This window comes from Acidiphilium sp. MT5 (assembly GCF_054767495.1).
The window spans coordinates 217766-234852 of record NZ_BAABMR010000005.1; the positions used below are offsets into that span (position 1 = coordinate 217766).

The 17087-nt window shown below is 56.8% G+C and carries 16 protein-coding genes and 1 tRNA gene; 7 read left to right on the forward strand and 10 right to left on the reverse strand.

Annotated features, from left to right (window positions below; genetic code table 11):
• Positions 1–18: 18 nt before the first annotated feature.
• Entirely contained in the window at positions 19–1704 is a 1686-nt protein-coding gene (locus tag ACYUCQ_RS07725) for a peptide ABC transporter substrate-binding protein (protein WP_460253938.1), read from the reverse strand.
• A gap of 203 nt (positions 1705–1907) precedes the next feature.
• Positions 1908–4763, reverse strand: coding sequence for a TonB-dependent receptor (locus ACYUCQ_RS07730; protein ID WP_460253939.1), 2856 nt, complete (start codon positions 4761–4763; stop codon positions 1908–1910).
• Between the two features lie 8 nt (positions 4764–4771).
• Between ACYUCQ_RS07730 and ACYUCQ_RS07735 the strand changes: the two genes are divergently transcribed.
• Positions 4772–5002: a hypothetical protein gene (locus tag ACYUCQ_RS07735; RefSeq protein ID WP_460253940.1), complete on the forward strand. Its 231-nt coding sequence runs from the start codon at positions 4772–4774 to the stop codon at positions 5000–5002.
• Between the two features lie 158 nt (positions 5003–5160).
• Here ACYUCQ_RS07735 and ACYUCQ_RS07740 read toward each other — a convergent pair whose 3' ends face one another.
• The 6 genes from ACYUCQ_RS07740 to ACYUCQ_RS07765 all read right to left on the reverse strand — a co-directional run bounded on the left by ACYUCQ_RS07740 (position 5161) and on the right by ACYUCQ_RS07765 (position 10383).
• Positions 5161–6252 (reverse strand): hypothetical protein, encoded by a 1092-nt coding sequence (locus ACYUCQ_RS07740; RefSeq protein WP_460253941.1) that lies wholly within the window; start codon positions 6250–6252, stop codon positions 5161–5163.
• 103 nt (positions 6253–6355) lie between these two features.
• Complete coding sequence (locus ACYUCQ_RS07745) at positions 6356–6784, reverse strand: ExbD/TolR family protein (RefSeq protein ID WP_460253942.1); 429 nt, start codon at positions 6782–6784, stop codon at positions 6356–6358.
• A 14-nt stretch (positions 6785–6798) separates the two neighbouring features.
• Positions 6799–7227 (reverse strand): ExbD/TolR family protein, encoded by a 429-nt coding sequence (locus tag ACYUCQ_RS07750; protein WP_460253943.1) that lies wholly within the window; start codon positions 7225–7227, stop codon positions 6799–6801.
• Positions 7228–7231: 4 nt separating this feature from the next.
• Positions 7232–8251, reverse strand: coding sequence for a MotA/TolQ/ExbB proton channel family protein (locus ACYUCQ_RS07755; RefSeq protein WP_460253944.1), 1020 nt, complete (start codon positions 8249–8251; stop codon positions 7232–7234).
• Positions 8252–8317: 66 nt separating this feature from the next.
• Complete coding sequence (locus ACYUCQ_RS07760; RefSeq protein WP_460253945.1) at positions 8318–8881, reverse strand: energy transducer TonB; 564 nt, start codon at positions 8879–8881, stop codon at positions 8318–8320.
• Positions 8882–9513: 632 nt separating this feature from the next.
• A complete protein-coding gene (locus ACYUCQ_RS07765; protein WP_460253946.1) occupies positions 9514–10383 on the reverse strand; it encodes an ATP-binding protein in 870 nt (289 codons plus the stop codon).
• Between the two features lie 108 nt (positions 10384–10491).
• Here ACYUCQ_RS07765 and yajC point away from each other — a divergent pair, with 108 nt between their 5' ends.
• Positions 10492–10875 (forward strand): preprotein translocase subunit YajC, encoded by a 384-nt coding sequence (gene yajC, locus ACYUCQ_RS07770; RefSeq protein WP_460253947.1) that lies wholly within the window; start codon positions 10492–10494, stop codon positions 10873–10875.
• A 42-nt stretch (positions 10876–10917) separates the two neighbouring features.
• Here the strand turns inward: yajC and ACYUCQ_RS07775 are convergent, their stop codons facing one another.
• A complete protein-coding gene (locus ACYUCQ_RS07775) occupies positions 10918–11532 on the reverse strand; it encodes a superoxide dismutase (protein WP_460253948.1) in 615 nt (204 codons plus the stop codon).
• A gap of 120 nt (positions 11533–11652) precedes the next feature.
• On the opposite strand from ACYUCQ_RS07775, the gene ACYUCQ_RS07780 reads away from it, so the two are divergent.
• The 5 genes from ACYUCQ_RS07780 to ACYUCQ_RS07800 all read left to right on the forward strand — a co-directional run bounded on the left by ACYUCQ_RS07780 (position 11653) and on the right by ACYUCQ_RS07800 (position 16403).
• Positions 11653–12426: a squalene/phytoene synthase family protein gene (locus tag ACYUCQ_RS07780; protein WP_460253949.1), complete on the forward strand. Its 774-nt coding sequence runs from the start codon at positions 11653–11655 to the stop codon at positions 12424–12426.
• Positions 12423–15149, forward strand: coding sequence for a DNA gyrase subunit A (gene gyrA, locus ACYUCQ_RS07785; protein ID WP_460253950.1), 2727 nt, complete (start codon positions 12423–12425; stop codon positions 15147–15149). The genes ACYUCQ_RS07780 and gyrA overlap by 4 nt, the downstream gene beginning before the upstream one ends.
• Positions 15142–15654, forward strand: a complete 513-nt coding sequence (gene coaD / locus ACYUCQ_RS07790) for a pantetheine-phosphate adenylyltransferase (protein ID WP_460253951.1) — start codon at positions 15142–15144, stop codon at positions 15652–15654. Before gyrA ends, coaD begins: the two co-directional genes overlap by 8 nt.
• Positions 15655–15742: 88 nt before the next feature.
• Complete coding sequence (locus ACYUCQ_RS07795) at positions 15743–16240, forward strand: peptidylprolyl isomerase (protein WP_460253952.1); 498 nt, start codon at positions 15743–15745, stop codon at positions 16238–16240.
• 87 nt (positions 16241–16327) lie between these two features.
• Positions 16328–16403 (forward strand) — tRNA-Lys (locus ACYUCQ_RS07800).
• 99 nt (positions 16404–16502) lie between these two features.
• Here the strand turns inward: ACYUCQ_RS07800 and ACYUCQ_RS07805 are convergent.
• Positions 16503–16889 carry a hypothetical protein gene (locus ACYUCQ_RS07805; RefSeq protein WP_460253953.1) on the reverse strand — a complete coding sequence of 129 codons (387 nt, stop codon included), beginning with the start codon at positions 16887–16889 and terminating at the stop codon, positions 16503–16505.
• Positions 16890–17087 lie beyond the last annotated feature (198 nt).

The following is a 17087-nucleotide window of genomic DNA, read 5'->3' on the forward strand; positions in this document are numbered from 1 at the left end:
GCCGCGCAAAAACCCGATTTATGCTCCTGCTCCTTTCGGCGTCACTTTCGCGCCTCGGCAATCCGGCGTGGTATAGTGCAGATATTGCGGCGACCACGCCCCCGTCGGGCTCAAAAACTTATTCACCCCCCGAATGCCGCGCCGCACCAACAAAATCGAACCGGGTGAACCCTCAAAAATCTCCGGCTGCTGCTCCGCTGCATAATCCTGATACGCATATAAAGCCTGCATTCCCGGCTGGGTATCAACATCATTCAGCAGCCGGTCCATCTTTTTGTCGCTATAGCCCGATTGATTATAGGGTGCGTTGGTCCGCAACTGCACACCATCCGACGGATAATTCCCCAACGACCAGCCAAACCCCGTCGCTTCCCAGGCCAGCGGCCGTTGCGATATCGCGAGCAATTGATTGAACGTGACAATGCGGATTTTCATCTCGATACCAACCGCCCGCAATTCCTGCTGCTGCAACTCAGTATCCAGCAGCGCCGTCGCCCCGCCCGAATAGGCCAGATAGGTGAACGATAACCGCTTGCCGTTCTTGACCCTGATTCCATCCGGCCCCTTTTTCCACCCCGCCGCTCGCAGCAAAGCCCGTGCCTTCGCCGGATCATACCCCACCGGATACTGCCCCGCCTTGGCTGACGGCGAGAGAAATGTCGTCGGCACCACCGGCACCGGCCCATATTCCACCGGCACCAAATCATGATAGAGCAAATGACTGGCCCGTTTCTGATCCAACGCATCCGCAATCGCTTGCCGCACCCGCACGTCCCGGAAAAATGAAACCTTCGGATTCTTGAAATTGAGCTGAAGATAATTGAACCCAAAATTGGGAATCATCCGGATCAGCCGCACCCCATTCAACGCTCTCCCCTCATTCCACAGCGAGAACGGCAAATTGCTCATATCGAGCGAACCGGTGCGCAACCCTTCGATCTCGGACCCCGATGAGTGCAGAAACTTCATGATGAACCGATGAATTTGCGGCTTATGCCCCTGATAAGTCGGGTTTGGCCCAAACACGATATGCCGACCAATCTTGAAACTGACCAGCCGAAACGGCCCATCGACAACTTTAAACATGCTCGGCGTCGATTGCCGGCGAAACAACTGATTGACGCTATATTTACCCCACACATGCTTGGGCATGGGCGTCAGGATCGACAAACCAGCCAGCTCAAACCAATCCGGATTGACCGGATGGATCGTTGTGATCTGAAACTGCTCAGGCCCCAGCAGCTTGAAGCTTTTGACCACCGTTGGGATGCCGCCAATCCCATAATCAAGAAAAGTCGGCCCTAATTTCTTGATCATGTCGAACGTGTACTTCACATCGGCGCTGGTGACCGGCTGCCCATCCGACCATTTCCACGGCTTGAGCGACACCGTAAACACGGTGTCATCTTTTGAAACATCAATTTTTGTCGCCAAACTGCGCGAAAAATCAATCTGATGCTCCCGGTTAATCCAGAGCAAATTGTAATACATGATGCCGAGTGCTTCGCTGTCATAGGTTGACCCGGCAAAAAAGAAATTCAATTCCGGAACCGACGTCGGCGGCGTGCCCAATCCCACCCCTGGCGGCACAATCACCGTGCCACACACACGCGGCGCCGCAGCCCCCGCGCCAGTCGCTAATCCCACAACCGGCCAAACCAGCACCAACCAAACGAGCAAAAACCGCCGGAACCATGCCGCCATGCCAAAACCCCCGCAACCGCCAGACCCGTTAACCGCGAAACGATGGCCAAACCACCAACAAGCGCGACCAAGCCCAACCATAGCACACCGCACGCCAAATGCCGCGCAGCAACGCCCCAAAACCCATCAAATCATCGAAATCAGGGAGAAAAATGCAACGGGGCGGCGCCAAAGCACCGCCCCCGCATCACAACCAACCGCGATCAGAACTTCGCGGACACGCTCAAATAAATCGAACGTGGCGGACCAGCAAACGCTGAAGCGTAAGACGGATTGTTAATAAATCCGTTAAACGGCGACGTGATCGAGATCGACTCGCTCGGAGCCAAGAAATAATGTTGGTAATAACGAAGACCAAGCAGGTTCTGAACATGGAGCGAAAACTTAACCGACTTCAACGCATGGTAGCCGTGAACCTTCATATCGTAGCTTAGGTAAAGGTTCATCAACAAATAACCAGGCAATTTGAAGTTCTGGATCGGTGGCAGCCCCGCCACTTGCTGCGCCAAATTAGCGGAAGGTGTCGGGTAAAGAGGCGTCGTGGCAAGACCAAGCGGCGTATTCGGACTCGCCGGATCAGCCGCTGCAGCAACCGGCGAAATGATCGGGCTGGTAATGTTCGCAAGAGCGGGCGAAAGGTCAAAAGTGATATATTGCTGTCCGGTATATTGTCCCGACAACCGACCTGTGAACGGACCATCCTTGTATTGGATACCAAAATTGCCGAGCCAATTGGGAATACCCGCCAAAGGATCACCTTTAAACACGAAACCATATTGCCCCTCGAACGGCGTGTCCTGAGCAAAATATGAGTTCAGATATTCAGCCTGATTGTATGAACCGTTCCCAAACAACTCGATATGTTTGAAGATTTTGTACTTACCGGATAACTCGTAACCGCGGAACTGCTGGACACCAACGTTTTGATAATTTTGTTGTCCAGTTGCATAGTTCGTGTAGAACGAAAATCCACTCGTCAACTTCTGATAATAAATATCGGCGTTCAGATAAAGACGCGAGGTGTCATAACGAATACCGGCGTTATAGGCGTGAACAACCTCGGGCTTTGGAGCAGACGTTGTACTTACCCCAACGCCAGTTGAGGCAGTACCCAGAGTATAATCGGTAGTCGGAGCAAATCTCGCCCCTTTACCATACGCAGCGTAAGCCACGATATGATCAGGAAAATCGAACGAAACCCCGATATACGGATCAATTTGAGCTGAGAAATTCTTAAGTTTATAGTCACCCGTCGGGTTTACACCTGCACCGATGACCTGATTGTAAGGCGTCACCGTAGACTGACTGGCCGAGTAACCGGATATTGAACTGCTATATACGCCAGTTAGCTGGAAACCGGGTTCGATATGCAGACGATCATGATAAAGATTTATTTTATCCTGAGCAAACATTTGGTAGATCGTTCGTTGCGTCCCACCTGCAGAGAGACCAACCAAATGAGCGGAGTCTTGCGGAATTGGCAGTGAACTTCCGTAATAGGCCGAACCGCCAATACCCATCTCCTTAGCAATAATGCCACCAATTGTGATGTCGTTATGCGGTAAAAAGATGTTGGCGCGCGGGGTGAAACCGATCGTCTGCGAACCACCGTAGCTCTGCTCAGCGTTCAAACCCTGCTCAATCACACCGGTCGCCGTCCCTGATCCATTCGGCTGACCAGGCACGAGCGTCAAGCCCAAAGACTGTGGATTGTATGTTGCGTATGGCGGGAGATAACCGTTTGGATATGCGCCAGTCGGATCAAAGGACCCCACCAAAGGAATTGAATTCTGTTGAATCAAAGGAATCTGCGGCCCAAAATAAGGACCATTTGGGAAAAACGGAACCTGGAAGTTGACCTGATATGGATAACTTCCACCATACGGATAGGTGCTCGGATAAACACCTGGATCAGCCGGATTGTAAATCGCCAGCGGATTAACGTAACTCGAAAACTCATTCGACGTCCGGAGGTAAAAAACCTTCCCAGATAGCAAGAGATGCGAATTAACGTACGTGTGATCACCCAAGATCACTGTCAGAAACTTATTGTTTTGCTTCGAGAATGACAGAGAATGAGGGAAGTTGAAGCTGTAGCTATTGGCATTCATCAACGGCACAGGCACCGGAGCTGTCGCGAGATAGCCATCAGCTCGGTTAAAAATAACAGTCGCAGACAAATGCGAAAGCCCATCATCATAGGGCTTAACAATGTCAAACAACATATTCCCCGAACGAATGGAATTGCCATCCGGGAACCCAGCCGTATAACTCTGATTGTAACGCAACAATGCGCGCGGCGCATCAATGCCCTTGCCAATATTACCCGTGTTAATCTCAAACCCGGCATTGCTCGAATCAAGTGAACCAAAGCCACCAAAAATTTCTGCGTAGGGCTTGGCCGAAGGCTTCTTTGTCGTATAGGCGATCGTTCCGCCGATAGTCGCGAAACCTTGCTTGTCCGGCGGCGCAACACCAGGATAAACGGTCGTGCCACTCAATTGACCCAGCGTGATTGGCGATCCAATATTATTGGATAAAAACGAGCCCTGTCCACCATTGGCAAGATCTTGCAATGGGATCATGCCATTCAAAGTCTCGGCCAACTGGGAATTTCGGACACCACGCACAGTGAGCACAGGAACGCCCTGCCCAACATTTTGCTGATACTCGTTAACCGAAGGCGTTTGCTTCAATAGTGACTGAATGGAGCTCGTCTCAGTGCCCGCTGATTCAATCTCTTGTTTGCTAATATGCGAGACCGCCGCCGCAACGTTCTTCTCACGCAGCAGCAATTTCTTATAAATCACCTTAATCGCCTGAATACTCTGCGTATTCTGCGCCGGCGTTGCAGCGCCGCCCGCAGGGCTGGTCGTGCTGGCTGCAGGCGCCGTTTGCGCCCAAACCCGCGTTGAAAACACCATGCCGCTCGCAACCGAGCACGCGGTCAAAATCACCAAACGCTTGCGCGTTGAAACTGCTCTCATCACAACTCCCCTGCCCATTTGGGCTCTTGAAAATTCCCGGCGCCAATCCCTGAATTCAGCACCGTCGCCCATGATCCAACGTGACACCAACGTCCCGCACCGCCTTCGTTCTTATGACCAAGGCATTACAGTTGCGTGTATCTGGCATGACAGCAGCGCGCCTGCCAAGGGTCTTTTTGCAACACTTCGCCATAATCCAACCTGATTTCACCCCACCCACCACCACCAGAGATCGAAATAGCCCGTTAAAATTGCTTTATTTCTTCCAAATTCATGATTGCGAACATTTCATCCCGCAAAATGCCGATTAGCGATGCAACATTACCTTTACGGTCACTTAAAAATATTTTCACGAATTCGTGATGTGCGCAGAATCACTTGACGCCCATAAAAAACCCCATGACCGCCGAAGCGATCATGGGGCTAACGATCAACCCAAAACGGCCCAACTAAAGCCGCGTAAAAATCCTTATTTTACCAGGGGCCAAAGCTTCGCGAGCTGCTCAGCACCCTTACTCCCCTTCACCGAATGCCACATCGCCAACGCGTTGGCCCGCTGCCCGCTCAGCGCAAACGCAATCCCCATATCCAGCTCCGCCTGGCCATTATGCGCCAAGCCGCCACTGCGAATCGCATCCTCCATCAGCGCCAAACCGGCCTTGTCGCCGCCATAAACCTGATTAAACCCGATGGAAAACATCGAGGCTGCGTCTTTATTCGCCTTCGCCTGCGCCAAATTAGCGGGCAGCGCCGCCTGCCACGCCGCCTGCCGTTTGGCGATAAATTGCTGCAAATGCGTGTCACTCGCCGCCTTCGCGCCCACCCCGAGCACCCCGTCCTTGGTCCCCGCCTGCATGATGGTCAGCGCCTCATTCGGCAAACCGCGCGCCACCGCATCCTCGGCGAACCGAATATAATCATGATGCGTGGCTGATAGCCCAACCGCTTGCCGCAGCCGGAAAAAACTCAGCGCCAGCCGCTGGTTGAACACTGGCTCCGCCTGCAACTGACCGATTAAATTCTGCCAGTTTTCCGGCGTTGGATAATATTTCACCTGCTCGATGATCGTCGCACTCACCCCCGCCATATCCTTGGCGTTGCTGTAGCAATTCTCGACCAAATCAAGCCCGGCCTTCGCCGGCGGATGCTGCATCAGCACCATCGCATTGAGCGATTTACACTCATGCATCTGGTAATAGGATTGCAGCATAATCTGATGAAATTGCGGCACATTCCGCAAATATCGGTTAATCGTCGCAATCGTCGCCGCGTAATTCCCCGCCTGATATTGCGAACTCGCCATTCCCTCGGCCATCTGCGTCATCTGGCCCGGCGAAAGCTGGCCGGTGGCCATCAACGTCGCATAATCCTGCGCCGCCGCCGCATGATCGCCCCGCCCGGCATCAATCGCCGCGCGCAACTGATCAATCGCCAAAATTTCCGCCGGAGTCTTGTTAGGCTGTGCAGCAGCGCGGTTCACCTGCGCCAGCGCATCGATATAACGATGCGCGTTCAAATCCTGCTCAGCCGCCAACAGCGGCTTCCCAACGGCCGGTGACATGGTCTGCGCCAACGCAACTGGCGCGGAACCGATCGCCAGTGCGGCAACAAGCAAACAAGGAGCAAAAGACTTCATAAACCGACCCTTTGGATCAAAACCAGCATCACTGGCTATATTGCTCATTCCCGACAATACCAATCTTGGTCAGCCCATCATGCTCAGCCGCCGCCATCACGCTGATCACCGAGCTATAATTGGCCAGCTTGTTCGGGTTGACGTGAATTTCCGGCTGCACAACCTCATTGGCCGCCGCCTTCAATTTCGTCTCCAACGCCGCCCGGTTCGGAATTTGCGTGCCATTCCAATAAACCGTCCCGTCATAATTAATATCAATCTGCACCACCGGCGGCGGTGTCGGCGGCGGCGGCGGATGGCCATGCGGCAAATTCAAATTCACCGCATGAAGCTGCACCGGAATCGTGATAATCAGCATCGTCAGCAGCACCAGCATCACGTCGATCAGCGGCGTGGTGTTGATATCCACCATTTCCTCTGGATCTTCGGACTTGCTGCGTCCCAAATTCATCGCCATGACGCGTCTCCCCCTCAGCCGTGCGGCTTCGGTTTAGTAATAAAGCCGACCTTCAGAATGCCAACGCGCTGACACGCATACAGCACCTTGCCGATATATTTATACGGCGCATTCGCATCGCCCCGCACCTCAATCACCGGCTGCGGCACCATCGGTGCAATATGTTCCAGCTTTTTGATCAAGGCTTGGCGGTTCGGCAGCAAGGTCAAGTTCCAATAAACCTGACCCTGCTTATTGACCGACAAATTGATATTCTGCGGCTTGGTTTGCAGCGGCTGGTTACGATACCGGGGCAAATGCACCGGCACCGTATGGGTCACCACCGGGATCGTGATCAAAAAGATGATCAGCAACACCAGCATCACGTCCACCAGCGGGGTCGTATTGATGGTGGCCATCACCTCGTCTTCGCCACCCTCATTGCCGCCAAGCTGAACGGCCATGATCTTAGCTCCGGCTCGTCGCGGCGTCGTTGCTCAGCAGCACGAACAACACCTTCTTCGAGAAGCGGCGGGTCTGATCCATCACCCGCTTATTGCGGCGGATCAGAATATTATAGCCAAACACCGCCGGCACCGCGACCGCAAGACCAATCGCGGTCATGATCAACGCCTCACCGACCGGGCCAGCCACTTTACCAATGCTCGCCTGACCAGCAATGCCGATCGCGGTCAACGCATGATAAATGCCCCAAACCGTGCCGAACAACCCAACGAACGGCGCGGTCGAACCCACCGTCGCCAACAGCGCCAGGCCTTCTTGCATCCGGCTCTGCACCACATCGACACCATCCTGCACCGAGCTTTCGGCGAACGAGGCAATGCCAACCTTGTCGAGCAACCCAACATGGTTATCGAGCGCATCAACACCGGCTTGTGCGACAAATTGGAACGCAGTGCCCTGCTTGAGCGTCGAAGCGGCAGTGCGCACCGAATTCTTGGTCCAATAATCACCAGCAACCAGCTTGCCCTCGCGCAGCATCTTGCCCTGCTGCAACGCCTTGGTGATCATCACATACCAGCTACCCATCGACATCAGGGCCAGCAACACCAGCGCGCCGCGCGCAACGAAATCGCCCGAATCCCACAGCGCCCCCAAACCATATGGGTTGGCCACATGGGTCGTGGTGATGCCACCACCACTCGGCGGCGCAATCGGCGGCGTCGCGGCGGGCCCCGTGGCACTATTAGTCGTCGCACTATTCGTCGTCGCAGTATTCGTGGTCGCGCTGTTGGTTGTCGCGTTGGTGGTATCGTTCGTCGTGGCATTGGTCGTCGCGTTCGTGGTCGCATCCGCCGCCGCATTGGTCGTCGCATTCGTCGTCGCCGTCGCGGGCGGCGCGACCGGCGGCGCTACCGGCGCGGGCGTCGAGGATTGTGCGATCGCGGTGCCGATGGTGGCAAAACTTCCGCCAGCGCCCAGCGCCACAGCGAAAACGAGGGGAAGCGCCAATTTCTTGATGTTCATAGCAGGTCTCTCAGGTGAATGGGTGGACAAGAAACGTAAGATATCGAGCATTGGTTGAAGCCCTGATCAGTTTGACGAGCGGAACTCGAACGGAACCATGACGTTCACCGCCTGACCCTGTCCTTTGCATCGCAATTGCGCCGCACCGCGAATGGCAAGATCATTCATCGCGCCCGAACTCGACGACACGATGCGCGGCGCGCTCACTTGGCCCGTCGGCGAAATCGTCACCTCAACGGTGACATTGGCCTGATTAACGCCCGTCTCTTGCGAGATGCGGCCAAACTGCCGCGACAAATCGCCAGCAATCTGCACCACGTTCGGGCACACAACACCAACATTGGTGTTCGGCGCCGCGGGTGCGGTCGCAGGCGGTGCGGTCGGTTTTTTCGTCGTGGTGATCGCAAACACCGTCTGCGGCGGCGCCTGAATATGGATCAGCGGCGGCGGCACATAAGGAGGCGGCGGCGCCGCGAGCGGCGGCGGCGGCGGCAGCACCACTTTTGGTGGCGGCGGCGGCGGCGGCGGTGTCGCCTTGATAATCTTGATCTCCAGCGGCTTTTTGATCAATTCAACCGCGCTCGTCGCCAAACCGCTGACCAGCGCGTAAATCAAAAAGACGTGCAGCAAGAGAACGGCGATAATTCCGATTATTTTACCCGTACTTGGTCTGCGATCGCCAGCAAAATCCACTCAAAGTCCCCCTCGTACTGTGCCAGTCTTATCAAATTGCACGGGTGGCACCCCTTTGCGCAATTCAAATCAGCAACAATAGTTCAACCGATACCTACAACTTCGGATCAAGCCGCATAAATATGCGACCGGTCCGAAGGCTGTTTTCCGTCCTGAAGAAGCTTTTCAAGCCGCCACGGCGCGGGAGCAACAGGCAAAGCGATCTGTCGAGATTGTCAAACCGCGACCGACATAGGGCCAAGGCGTTGAACAGTCAATTTCGCTGATCAGCCATGTGCCACAGCCCGATCTCGCTCCGATGAATCCAAACCGCCCAACAAGTTTACTGCCTTGATTTTGCAACAAAATCAAAACAGCAAACCGATTGTCGAATCGATATCAAAACAAGGAAAAGCCTGCGATAAACGCAATTAAATAATTAATTTGACATTTATTTTAACATAATCAATCTTATACGCGAGGACCACGTTGCGATAATTTTGCAATCGATTGCAATAATTCATGCAACAGGGCTTGATTCCGCCCCTCAGCCCCATATTCGCGCCACGTCACCGGCAATTTTTGCCGAATCATTCCTCCAGTCGAACCCCTAACTGCCCGGCCACGTCCTGCACACATTGCCACGCGACCCGCCCCGACCGCGCGCCGCGCGTCACCGCCCATTCCAGGGCCGCCGCATGCAATGCTGTTCGCTCTATCGGCAAGCGATAATGCGCGGCATACCCATCAATCATCGCGAGATATTGGGTCTGATCGATATTATGAAACCCAATCCACAAGCCAAAGCGATCAGACAGCGAAACTTTCTCCTCCACCGCCTCGGAAGCATGCACCGCCCGTTCCCGCTCATTCTCAATCATGTCGCGCGGCATCAAATGCCGGCGGTTCGAGGTCGCATAGAATAATACATGCTCCGGCCGCCCCTCGATCCCACCATCGAGCACCGATTTCAGGGCCTTGTAGGCGGCATCCTCCCGCTCAAAACTCAAATCATCGCAAAAAATGATGCAGCGCTTGGTCTGCCCGCGCAATAACCCCAGCAATATTGGCAGCGTTTCGATCTCTTCGCGATGGATCTCAATCAACCCGATCCGCCCCTGCCCCGCACCGCATTCTCGGTTCACCAGCGCATGCGCCGCTTTGACTAATGAAGATTTCCCGGTGCCGCGCGCACCCCACAGCATCGCATTATTCGCGGGCAATCCACGCGCAAACCGCCTGGTATTTTCAACCAACAGCGCCTTGGGGCGGTCAATGCCCTGCAATAAATCAATGCCAACATGCGCAATCTGCGCCACCGGCGCGAGGCGGCTTGTATCCGCATGCCAAACGAACCCATCCGCCGCATCCAGCGCCACGGCTTTGGGCGGCATCGGTGCCAATCGCTCCAAAGCCGTTGCAATTCGCTCCAGCAACGTCATCATCGTCGCATCACTCATCACCATCTCCAAACCAAACCGTAATCCCTGATCGCATCGCCCCTGCTTGACGTGCCGCTCGCGCCATCTATGGTCCGCGGCGTTCAAAGCCACAAATCAGGACCAAGCATGACCAACCCTCTTTTCGCACAGGCCGCCCTGGGCGTCGCCACGGCACCCGACAGCACGCTCGCGACATTGATCAATTTCGGCCCGATCGTGTTGATCATTCTCGTGTTCTATTTTTTGTTGATCCGTCCGCAACAAACCGCGCAAAAATCGCTAAAAACTAGGCTCGCTGCCATCCGGCGCGGCGATAAGGTGGTCACCGCCGGCGGCATCATCGCCGAAGTCGCCAAAGCGCCGGAAGGCGCCGAGGAAATCGAGGTCGATCTGGCACCCAACATGCGCGTGACCGTGCTGCGCAGCACCATCACCACCGTGCTGACCGGTGGCAGAGCCGATTCCCCGGCCAATGATACCAAGCCGTCGGCCAAAAAACCGGCGAAATAAAAAAAGCCGCGCCCCAAACCGGGCGCGGCCCTTTCCTATTGCTCAGCCCTTGTGATGCATCCGATATTCGGCATGCTCATAATGGCACAATTTATCAAGCCAGTTGGTCACGTAATCCGGACGGCGATTGCGGAAATCCAAATAATAAGAATGCTCCCACACATCGAGCCCAAGCAGCGCATGCCCCTCGCCCGTTGCCAACGGGTTCGAGCCGTTCGGCGTTTTGGTCACTGCCAATTTGCCGTCGGTCTTCAAGATCAACCAGGCCCAGCCCGAGCCGAATTGAGTGGTCGCGGCGGTTTTGAACGCGTCCTTAAATTGCGCCACGCTGCCGAAATCCTCAATCAGCTTGGCTTCCAGCTTGCCCGGAATTTTCCCGCCATCGGTCGGCGACATGCATGACCAGAATAATTTATGGTTCCAATCCTGCCCAGCATTGTTAAAGACCGGCGCCATATCAGCTTTGCCGTGGGTGAAATGAATGATTTCCTCCAGAGGTTTGCCCTGCAGGTCGGGATTTTTCTCGACAAACCCGTTCAGAGCCGTGACATAGGCCTGATGATGCTTGCCATGATGCAATTCCAGCGTCTCTTGGCTCATGCCATGAGATGCCAGCGCGCCATGCGCATAGGGCAGCGAGTGGAGTTCGAACGCCATGGTTATCCTCCGCAAATTGGTGGAATGAAATACGCTCCCGCCGCGCGAACCGCATCGGGCTGTCACTCCTAGCTATGAACCAACCCGCTCCCCGTCAACCCGCCCGAACCAGCGAGACCAATGATCGATCAATCGTACCTCCATGCGCTGCGCCGCGCCGATCCGGATCGGATGCTGGCGGCTGCCTTCGCCCCCGCCGCCAAGCGCCCTGCTTTGTTCCTGCTGTACGCCTTCAATCACGAGCTGGCGCGCGCCCGCGAAGTTGCCAGTTCCGGCCCGATGGCGCTGATCCGCCTGCATTGGTGGCGCGAGGTGATCGATGGCGCGCAGCGTCGTCATCCGGTGGCGATGCCCTTGCGGCAGGCGCTCGCGGATGGGGTGTTTGCGCCGGTTGACCTGCTCGGCCTGATCGATGCCCGCGAGGCGGAGGCCGAACCAATTCCGAACCTCGACGCCTTCATGGCCTATGCGCAGGGCACCGCCGGCGCGTTGATGCGCGTCGCCGGAACTTGGCTAGGGGCCGACCGGTCCGCACAAGAATCATTGGAGCGGCTTGGCACCGGCACGGGAATTGCCCTGATGCTTCGCGCGGCGCCGTCCTTGCGGGCCTTGGGCCGTGATTTGCTGCCCCAGGATGGCACAAATGCGCAAAAGCTGGCCGAGCGCGCCCAAGTGCTGCTGGCCACGCCGACGCCGAGCGTGGCACTGGCGGCGACATTGCCCTCAATTCTAGCGCGCCGAGATTTGGCGCGGCGAGATTTGGCGCGGCTCGATCAGCGCACGCCGATCCACCCAAGAAGCCTCGGTGATCGGCTGGCGGTGATCACAGCCGGGCTGCGCGGGCGGATCGGCCCCTCGCCGCGCAGCGCCAGCGATGGTATGAACGCCCTATGACCGAACCGACCGATATGAATGAGGGCCCGCGCGGCCTCGCTCCCGTGACCATCGAGCAGGAAATGCGCCGTTCCTATCTCGATTATGCCATGTCCGTGATCGTCTCGCGGGCGCTGCCCGACGCGCGCGATGGGCTGAAGCCGGTGCATCGCCGGATTTTGTATGCGATGGCCGAATCGGGCAACACGCCCGACAAGCCGTATCGCAAATCGGCCCGAATGGTTGGCGACGTGATGGGTAAATATCATCCGCATGGCGATTCCGCGATTTACGACGCGGCGGTGCGCATGGCCCAAAGTTTTTCGATGCGGGTGCGGTTGATCGATGGGCAGGGTAATTTCGGCTCGGTCGATGGCGATCCGCCGGCGGCGATGCGCTATACCGAGGCGCGCTTGGCCAATGCGGCGATGGCGCTGCTGACCGACATTGATAAGGACACGGTCGATTTTCAACCGACCTATGACGAATCGGATCATGAGCCACGGGTGCTGCCCGCCGCCTATCCGAATTTGTTGGTCAATGGCGGCAACGGCATCGCGGTGGGCATGGCCACCAACATCCCGCCGCATAATCCGACCGAGATTATCGATGCGACGCTGCATCTGCTCGAACATCCCGAGGCGACCCTGGATGAGTTGATGAAAATTGTCCCCGGCCCGGATTTTCCGACCGGTGCGATGATCCTGGGACGATCAGGGATCCGCAATGCATTCGAGACCGGGCGCGGTTCGATTGTGATCCGCGCGCGGGCGGCGATTGAGGAAATTCGCAAGGACCGGATGGCGATTGTGGTCAGCGAACTGCCTTATCAGGTGAATAAGGCGACGCTGCTGGAGCGGATTGCCCAGTTGGTGCGCGATAAAGAGGTCGAGGGGATTTCGGATTTACGCGATGAGAGCGACCGTGACGGGATGCGCATGGTCATTGAGCTCAAGCGCGATGCGACGCCCGAAGTGGTGCTGAACCAGCTTTATCGGTTCACCCAGCTACAGACCGGTTTCTCGATCAATATGCTCGCCCTGGATGGCGGGCGGCCCCGGCAGTTGGGGCTGCGCGATGCGCTCGATTGTTTCATCATTTTCCGCGAAGAGGTGATTCTGCGCCGTGCCCGGTTTGATTTGAACAAGGCGCGGGACCGGGCGCATATTTTGGTGGGGCTTGGGATTGCGGTTGCCAATATCGATGCGGTGATTGCGCTGATCCGCGCCGCACCGGATGCGGCGGCGGCGCGGGTGGCGTTGATGGCGCGCGATTGGCCGGCGGGGGATGTGCTGCCGTTGCTCGCCTTGATCGATGATCATGGCAACCAGGTGACGGATGCGGGAACCGTGCGGCTCACCGATGCGCAGGCGCGCGGGATTTTGGAATTGCGCCTGCAACGCTTGACCGGATTGGAGCGCGATAAAATCCAGGCCGAGTTGCGCGAGGTGGGCGAGAAGATCGGCTATCTGTTGGCGATCATCGGCTCGCGGCCACGGCGGTTGGAGGTGATGCGCGAGGAATTGCTGGTGGTGCGTGGGCAGATCGCCTCGCCCCGGATGACCAGCATTGAGGATAATATCGCGGATCAGGACGATGAAAGCCTGATCGAGCCGGGGCAGATGGTGGTGACGATGACCCGTGACGGGTTCATCAAGCGCACACCGCTCGAAGCGTTCCGCGCGCAGAATCGCGGCGGGCGTGGCCGGGCGGCGGCATCGATGCGCGGGGATGATGTGATTACCCGCAGCTTTAACGCCCATACCCATCAATTCGTGCTGTTCTTCAGCCAGGGCGGCAAGGTGTTTCGCGAGAAGGTTTGGCGCTTGCCGGAATCAGCACCCGCCGCCAAAGGCCGGGCGATTGTGAATATCCTGCCGGAGTTGGAGGGCGATCCGGTGACGACGGTGCTGCCGTTGCCGCAGGATGAATCGCTCTGGACCGATTTGCATTTGGTATTCGCCACCGCCTCGGGCAATGTGCGGCGCAATCGGCTGGCCGATTTTCGCAATGTGCGGTCCTCGGGGCTGATTGCGATGAAGCTTGATGAGGGCGATCATCTGGTCGGGGTGGCGACCTGCCGCGAGGGTGATGATGTGTTTTTAGCGACCAGGCTGGGCCGCTGCATTCGCTTTGAAATTACCGATGAGACGGTGCGGGTATTTGCCGGACGCGATTCCAACGGGGTGCGCGGTATCCGGCTGGGCGGCGGCGACCGGGTGATTTCGCTCTCGGTGCTGCGCCATGTCGAGGCCAGTGTGGAAGAGCGGGCGGCCTATTTGAAATACGCCTCGGCGCAGCGGCGCAATGGCGAGGAGGCTGAGGCCGAGACGATCGAGCCGGATGAGGTGGCGGCAGATATTGTGCTGGCACCGGAGCGGATTCGGGCGTTGGCGGAAGCCGAGGAAATGCTGCTCACCGTGACCTCGGGCGGGTTTGGCAAGCGCAGCTCGGCCTATGAATATCGGGTGACCGGGCGCGGCGGTCAGGGCATTGCCAATATTGCGCTGTCGGCGCGCAATGGCGGTGCGGTGGTCGCGAGTTTTTCGGTGCGCGATGGGGATGATGTGATGTTGGTGACCGATCAGGGCAAATTGATCCGCGCGCCGATTGATCAAATCCGGATTACCGGGCGGCAGGCGATGGGGGTGACCTTGGTGCGGGTTGAGAAAGACGAGCAGGTGACCAGCGTGTTTCCGGTGTTGGATGATCGCGAGGATGAGGCGGAGCCTGAGCATGGCTGATCGCGCCTTGATTGGCCTGTATCCAGGCACGTTCGATCCGATCACCAATGGTCATATCGATATTATCAGCCGGGCGGCGACGTTGTGCGGCACCTTGTTCATTGGCGTGGCGCGCAATGCCGGCAAGGGGCCGCTATTTCCGATCAGCGAGCGGGTTGAGCTGGTGCGCGAGGAAATTGCGCCGATTGCCGAGCGGACCGGAGCTAGCATCAAAGTTTTGCCGTTTGAGACGTTGCTGGTGCATTTTGCCCGCGAAGTTGGCGCCAAAGTGATTGTGCGCGGCTTGCGGGCGGTCTCGGATTTCGACTACGAGTTTCAGATGGCCGGCATGAATTACCGACTGGACCACGATATTGAGACGATTTTCTTGATGGCCAGCGAGCGTCATCAGTTTATTTCCTCGCGTTTCGTCAAGGAAATCGCGCTGCTTGGTGGTGACATTGCCAGTTTCGTGCCAAAATTAACCCTCGAACGCACCTTGATCCGCGTTGGACGTAACCCGTGAGTGCCGCATGACAAAATTGATCACCCGTCGCACCATTTTCCGTGGTGCGGTTGCTGCAACCCTCGCATCCCCTCTCGCTGGAGCTTTCATGTCTGATTCTGCTGCTGCCGCTACGCCGGACCTTGCCAATATGATTTATCTGACCCTGCCCTTTGGGAAGGTGACGATTGCGCTGCGTCCGGATTTGGCGCCGAAGACCTGCGCGCAAATTAAAACGCTGACCAGCCGTGGGTTTTACAATGGCTGTGAGTTTTTCCGGGTGATTGCCGGGTTCATGGCGCAGACCGGCGACCCGACCAACACCGGTACCGGCGGCAGCGATTTGCCGAATGTGCCGGCGGAATTCACCACCAAGGCGAGCTTTCTCACCGGCTCGCTCGGCATGGCGCGGACCAATGACCCGAATAGCGGCAATAGCCAGTTTTTCATCTGCTTTGATCCGGCGACGTTCCTTGATGATAAATATACCCTGTTCGGCCAGGTGACCGAGGGCATGGAGTATGTGCAGCAGATTAAGAAGGGCCATGGGCAGAGCGGGCGGGTGACCGATCCGACCAAAATTATTTCGATGACCCTCGCGGCTTAATTCTATCTGCTTCTCTCCGGCATGGGTTGACGTGCCGGAGAGAATGCTATTTTTGACGCATATGCTGACGGAATCGCAGCTTGGTGAGAGCCCGTAGCTCAGTTGGTAGAGCACGAGACTTTTAATCTTGGGGCCAAGGGTTCGAATCCCTTCGGGCTCACCATTTTTTCGCGCCGCTCCACTCCCTTGGATTTTTGTGCCGCCCCTTGGTTTGGGCGGTTTTTTGTTTCGACTCCGCAACGATTAGGCCGTGATTCTTCTCCTACCGCTCGAAGTTGATTTTTGCGCGGGAGGGTGGCGCGTAGATGTGGCCGGGCAGCGTGGGGCGTGGCGGAGCGGGAGGATATTTTGCCAGCATATAGTCGTAAAATGACGGCTCCGGTTTTTCGCTCCGCCGCGCTGGTTTGCGCGCCGGTTTTGGGGCCAGTTTTTGCGCTGACTGGCGGGGTTTGCGCGGTAATTTGAGGTAGGTTGGGAGCGGGATCGCGAGCATGTGGCAGATTGGGCGCAGCACGCGACCGATTCGGGGATTTTCGCCGTGGAGGAGCGACAATTCGGGGTCTTCGAGGAAGCAGATCAGATGGCCGCGCACATAGGGGATGTGATGGCCGGGGAAGGTTTGCAGCAGCCAGCCATTTTGCCCCGGCAATTCGCTCCTTTTTGCGCCGGTTTGAGGGGGTGGCGCTGGTGCTTGTGCTGATTCGGGCGTGGTTTGAGCTTTCGCGCCGGGTTTCCGTTCGTGGAGCGGGCGCGGGTTGAGGGCGAGGGCGCGAAAACGGAGTGAAAGAGCGGAAATACGGTGCCAGATGGCCCATGTGTGGACGGCCCGGTGAGGTCAAGAGCTGAC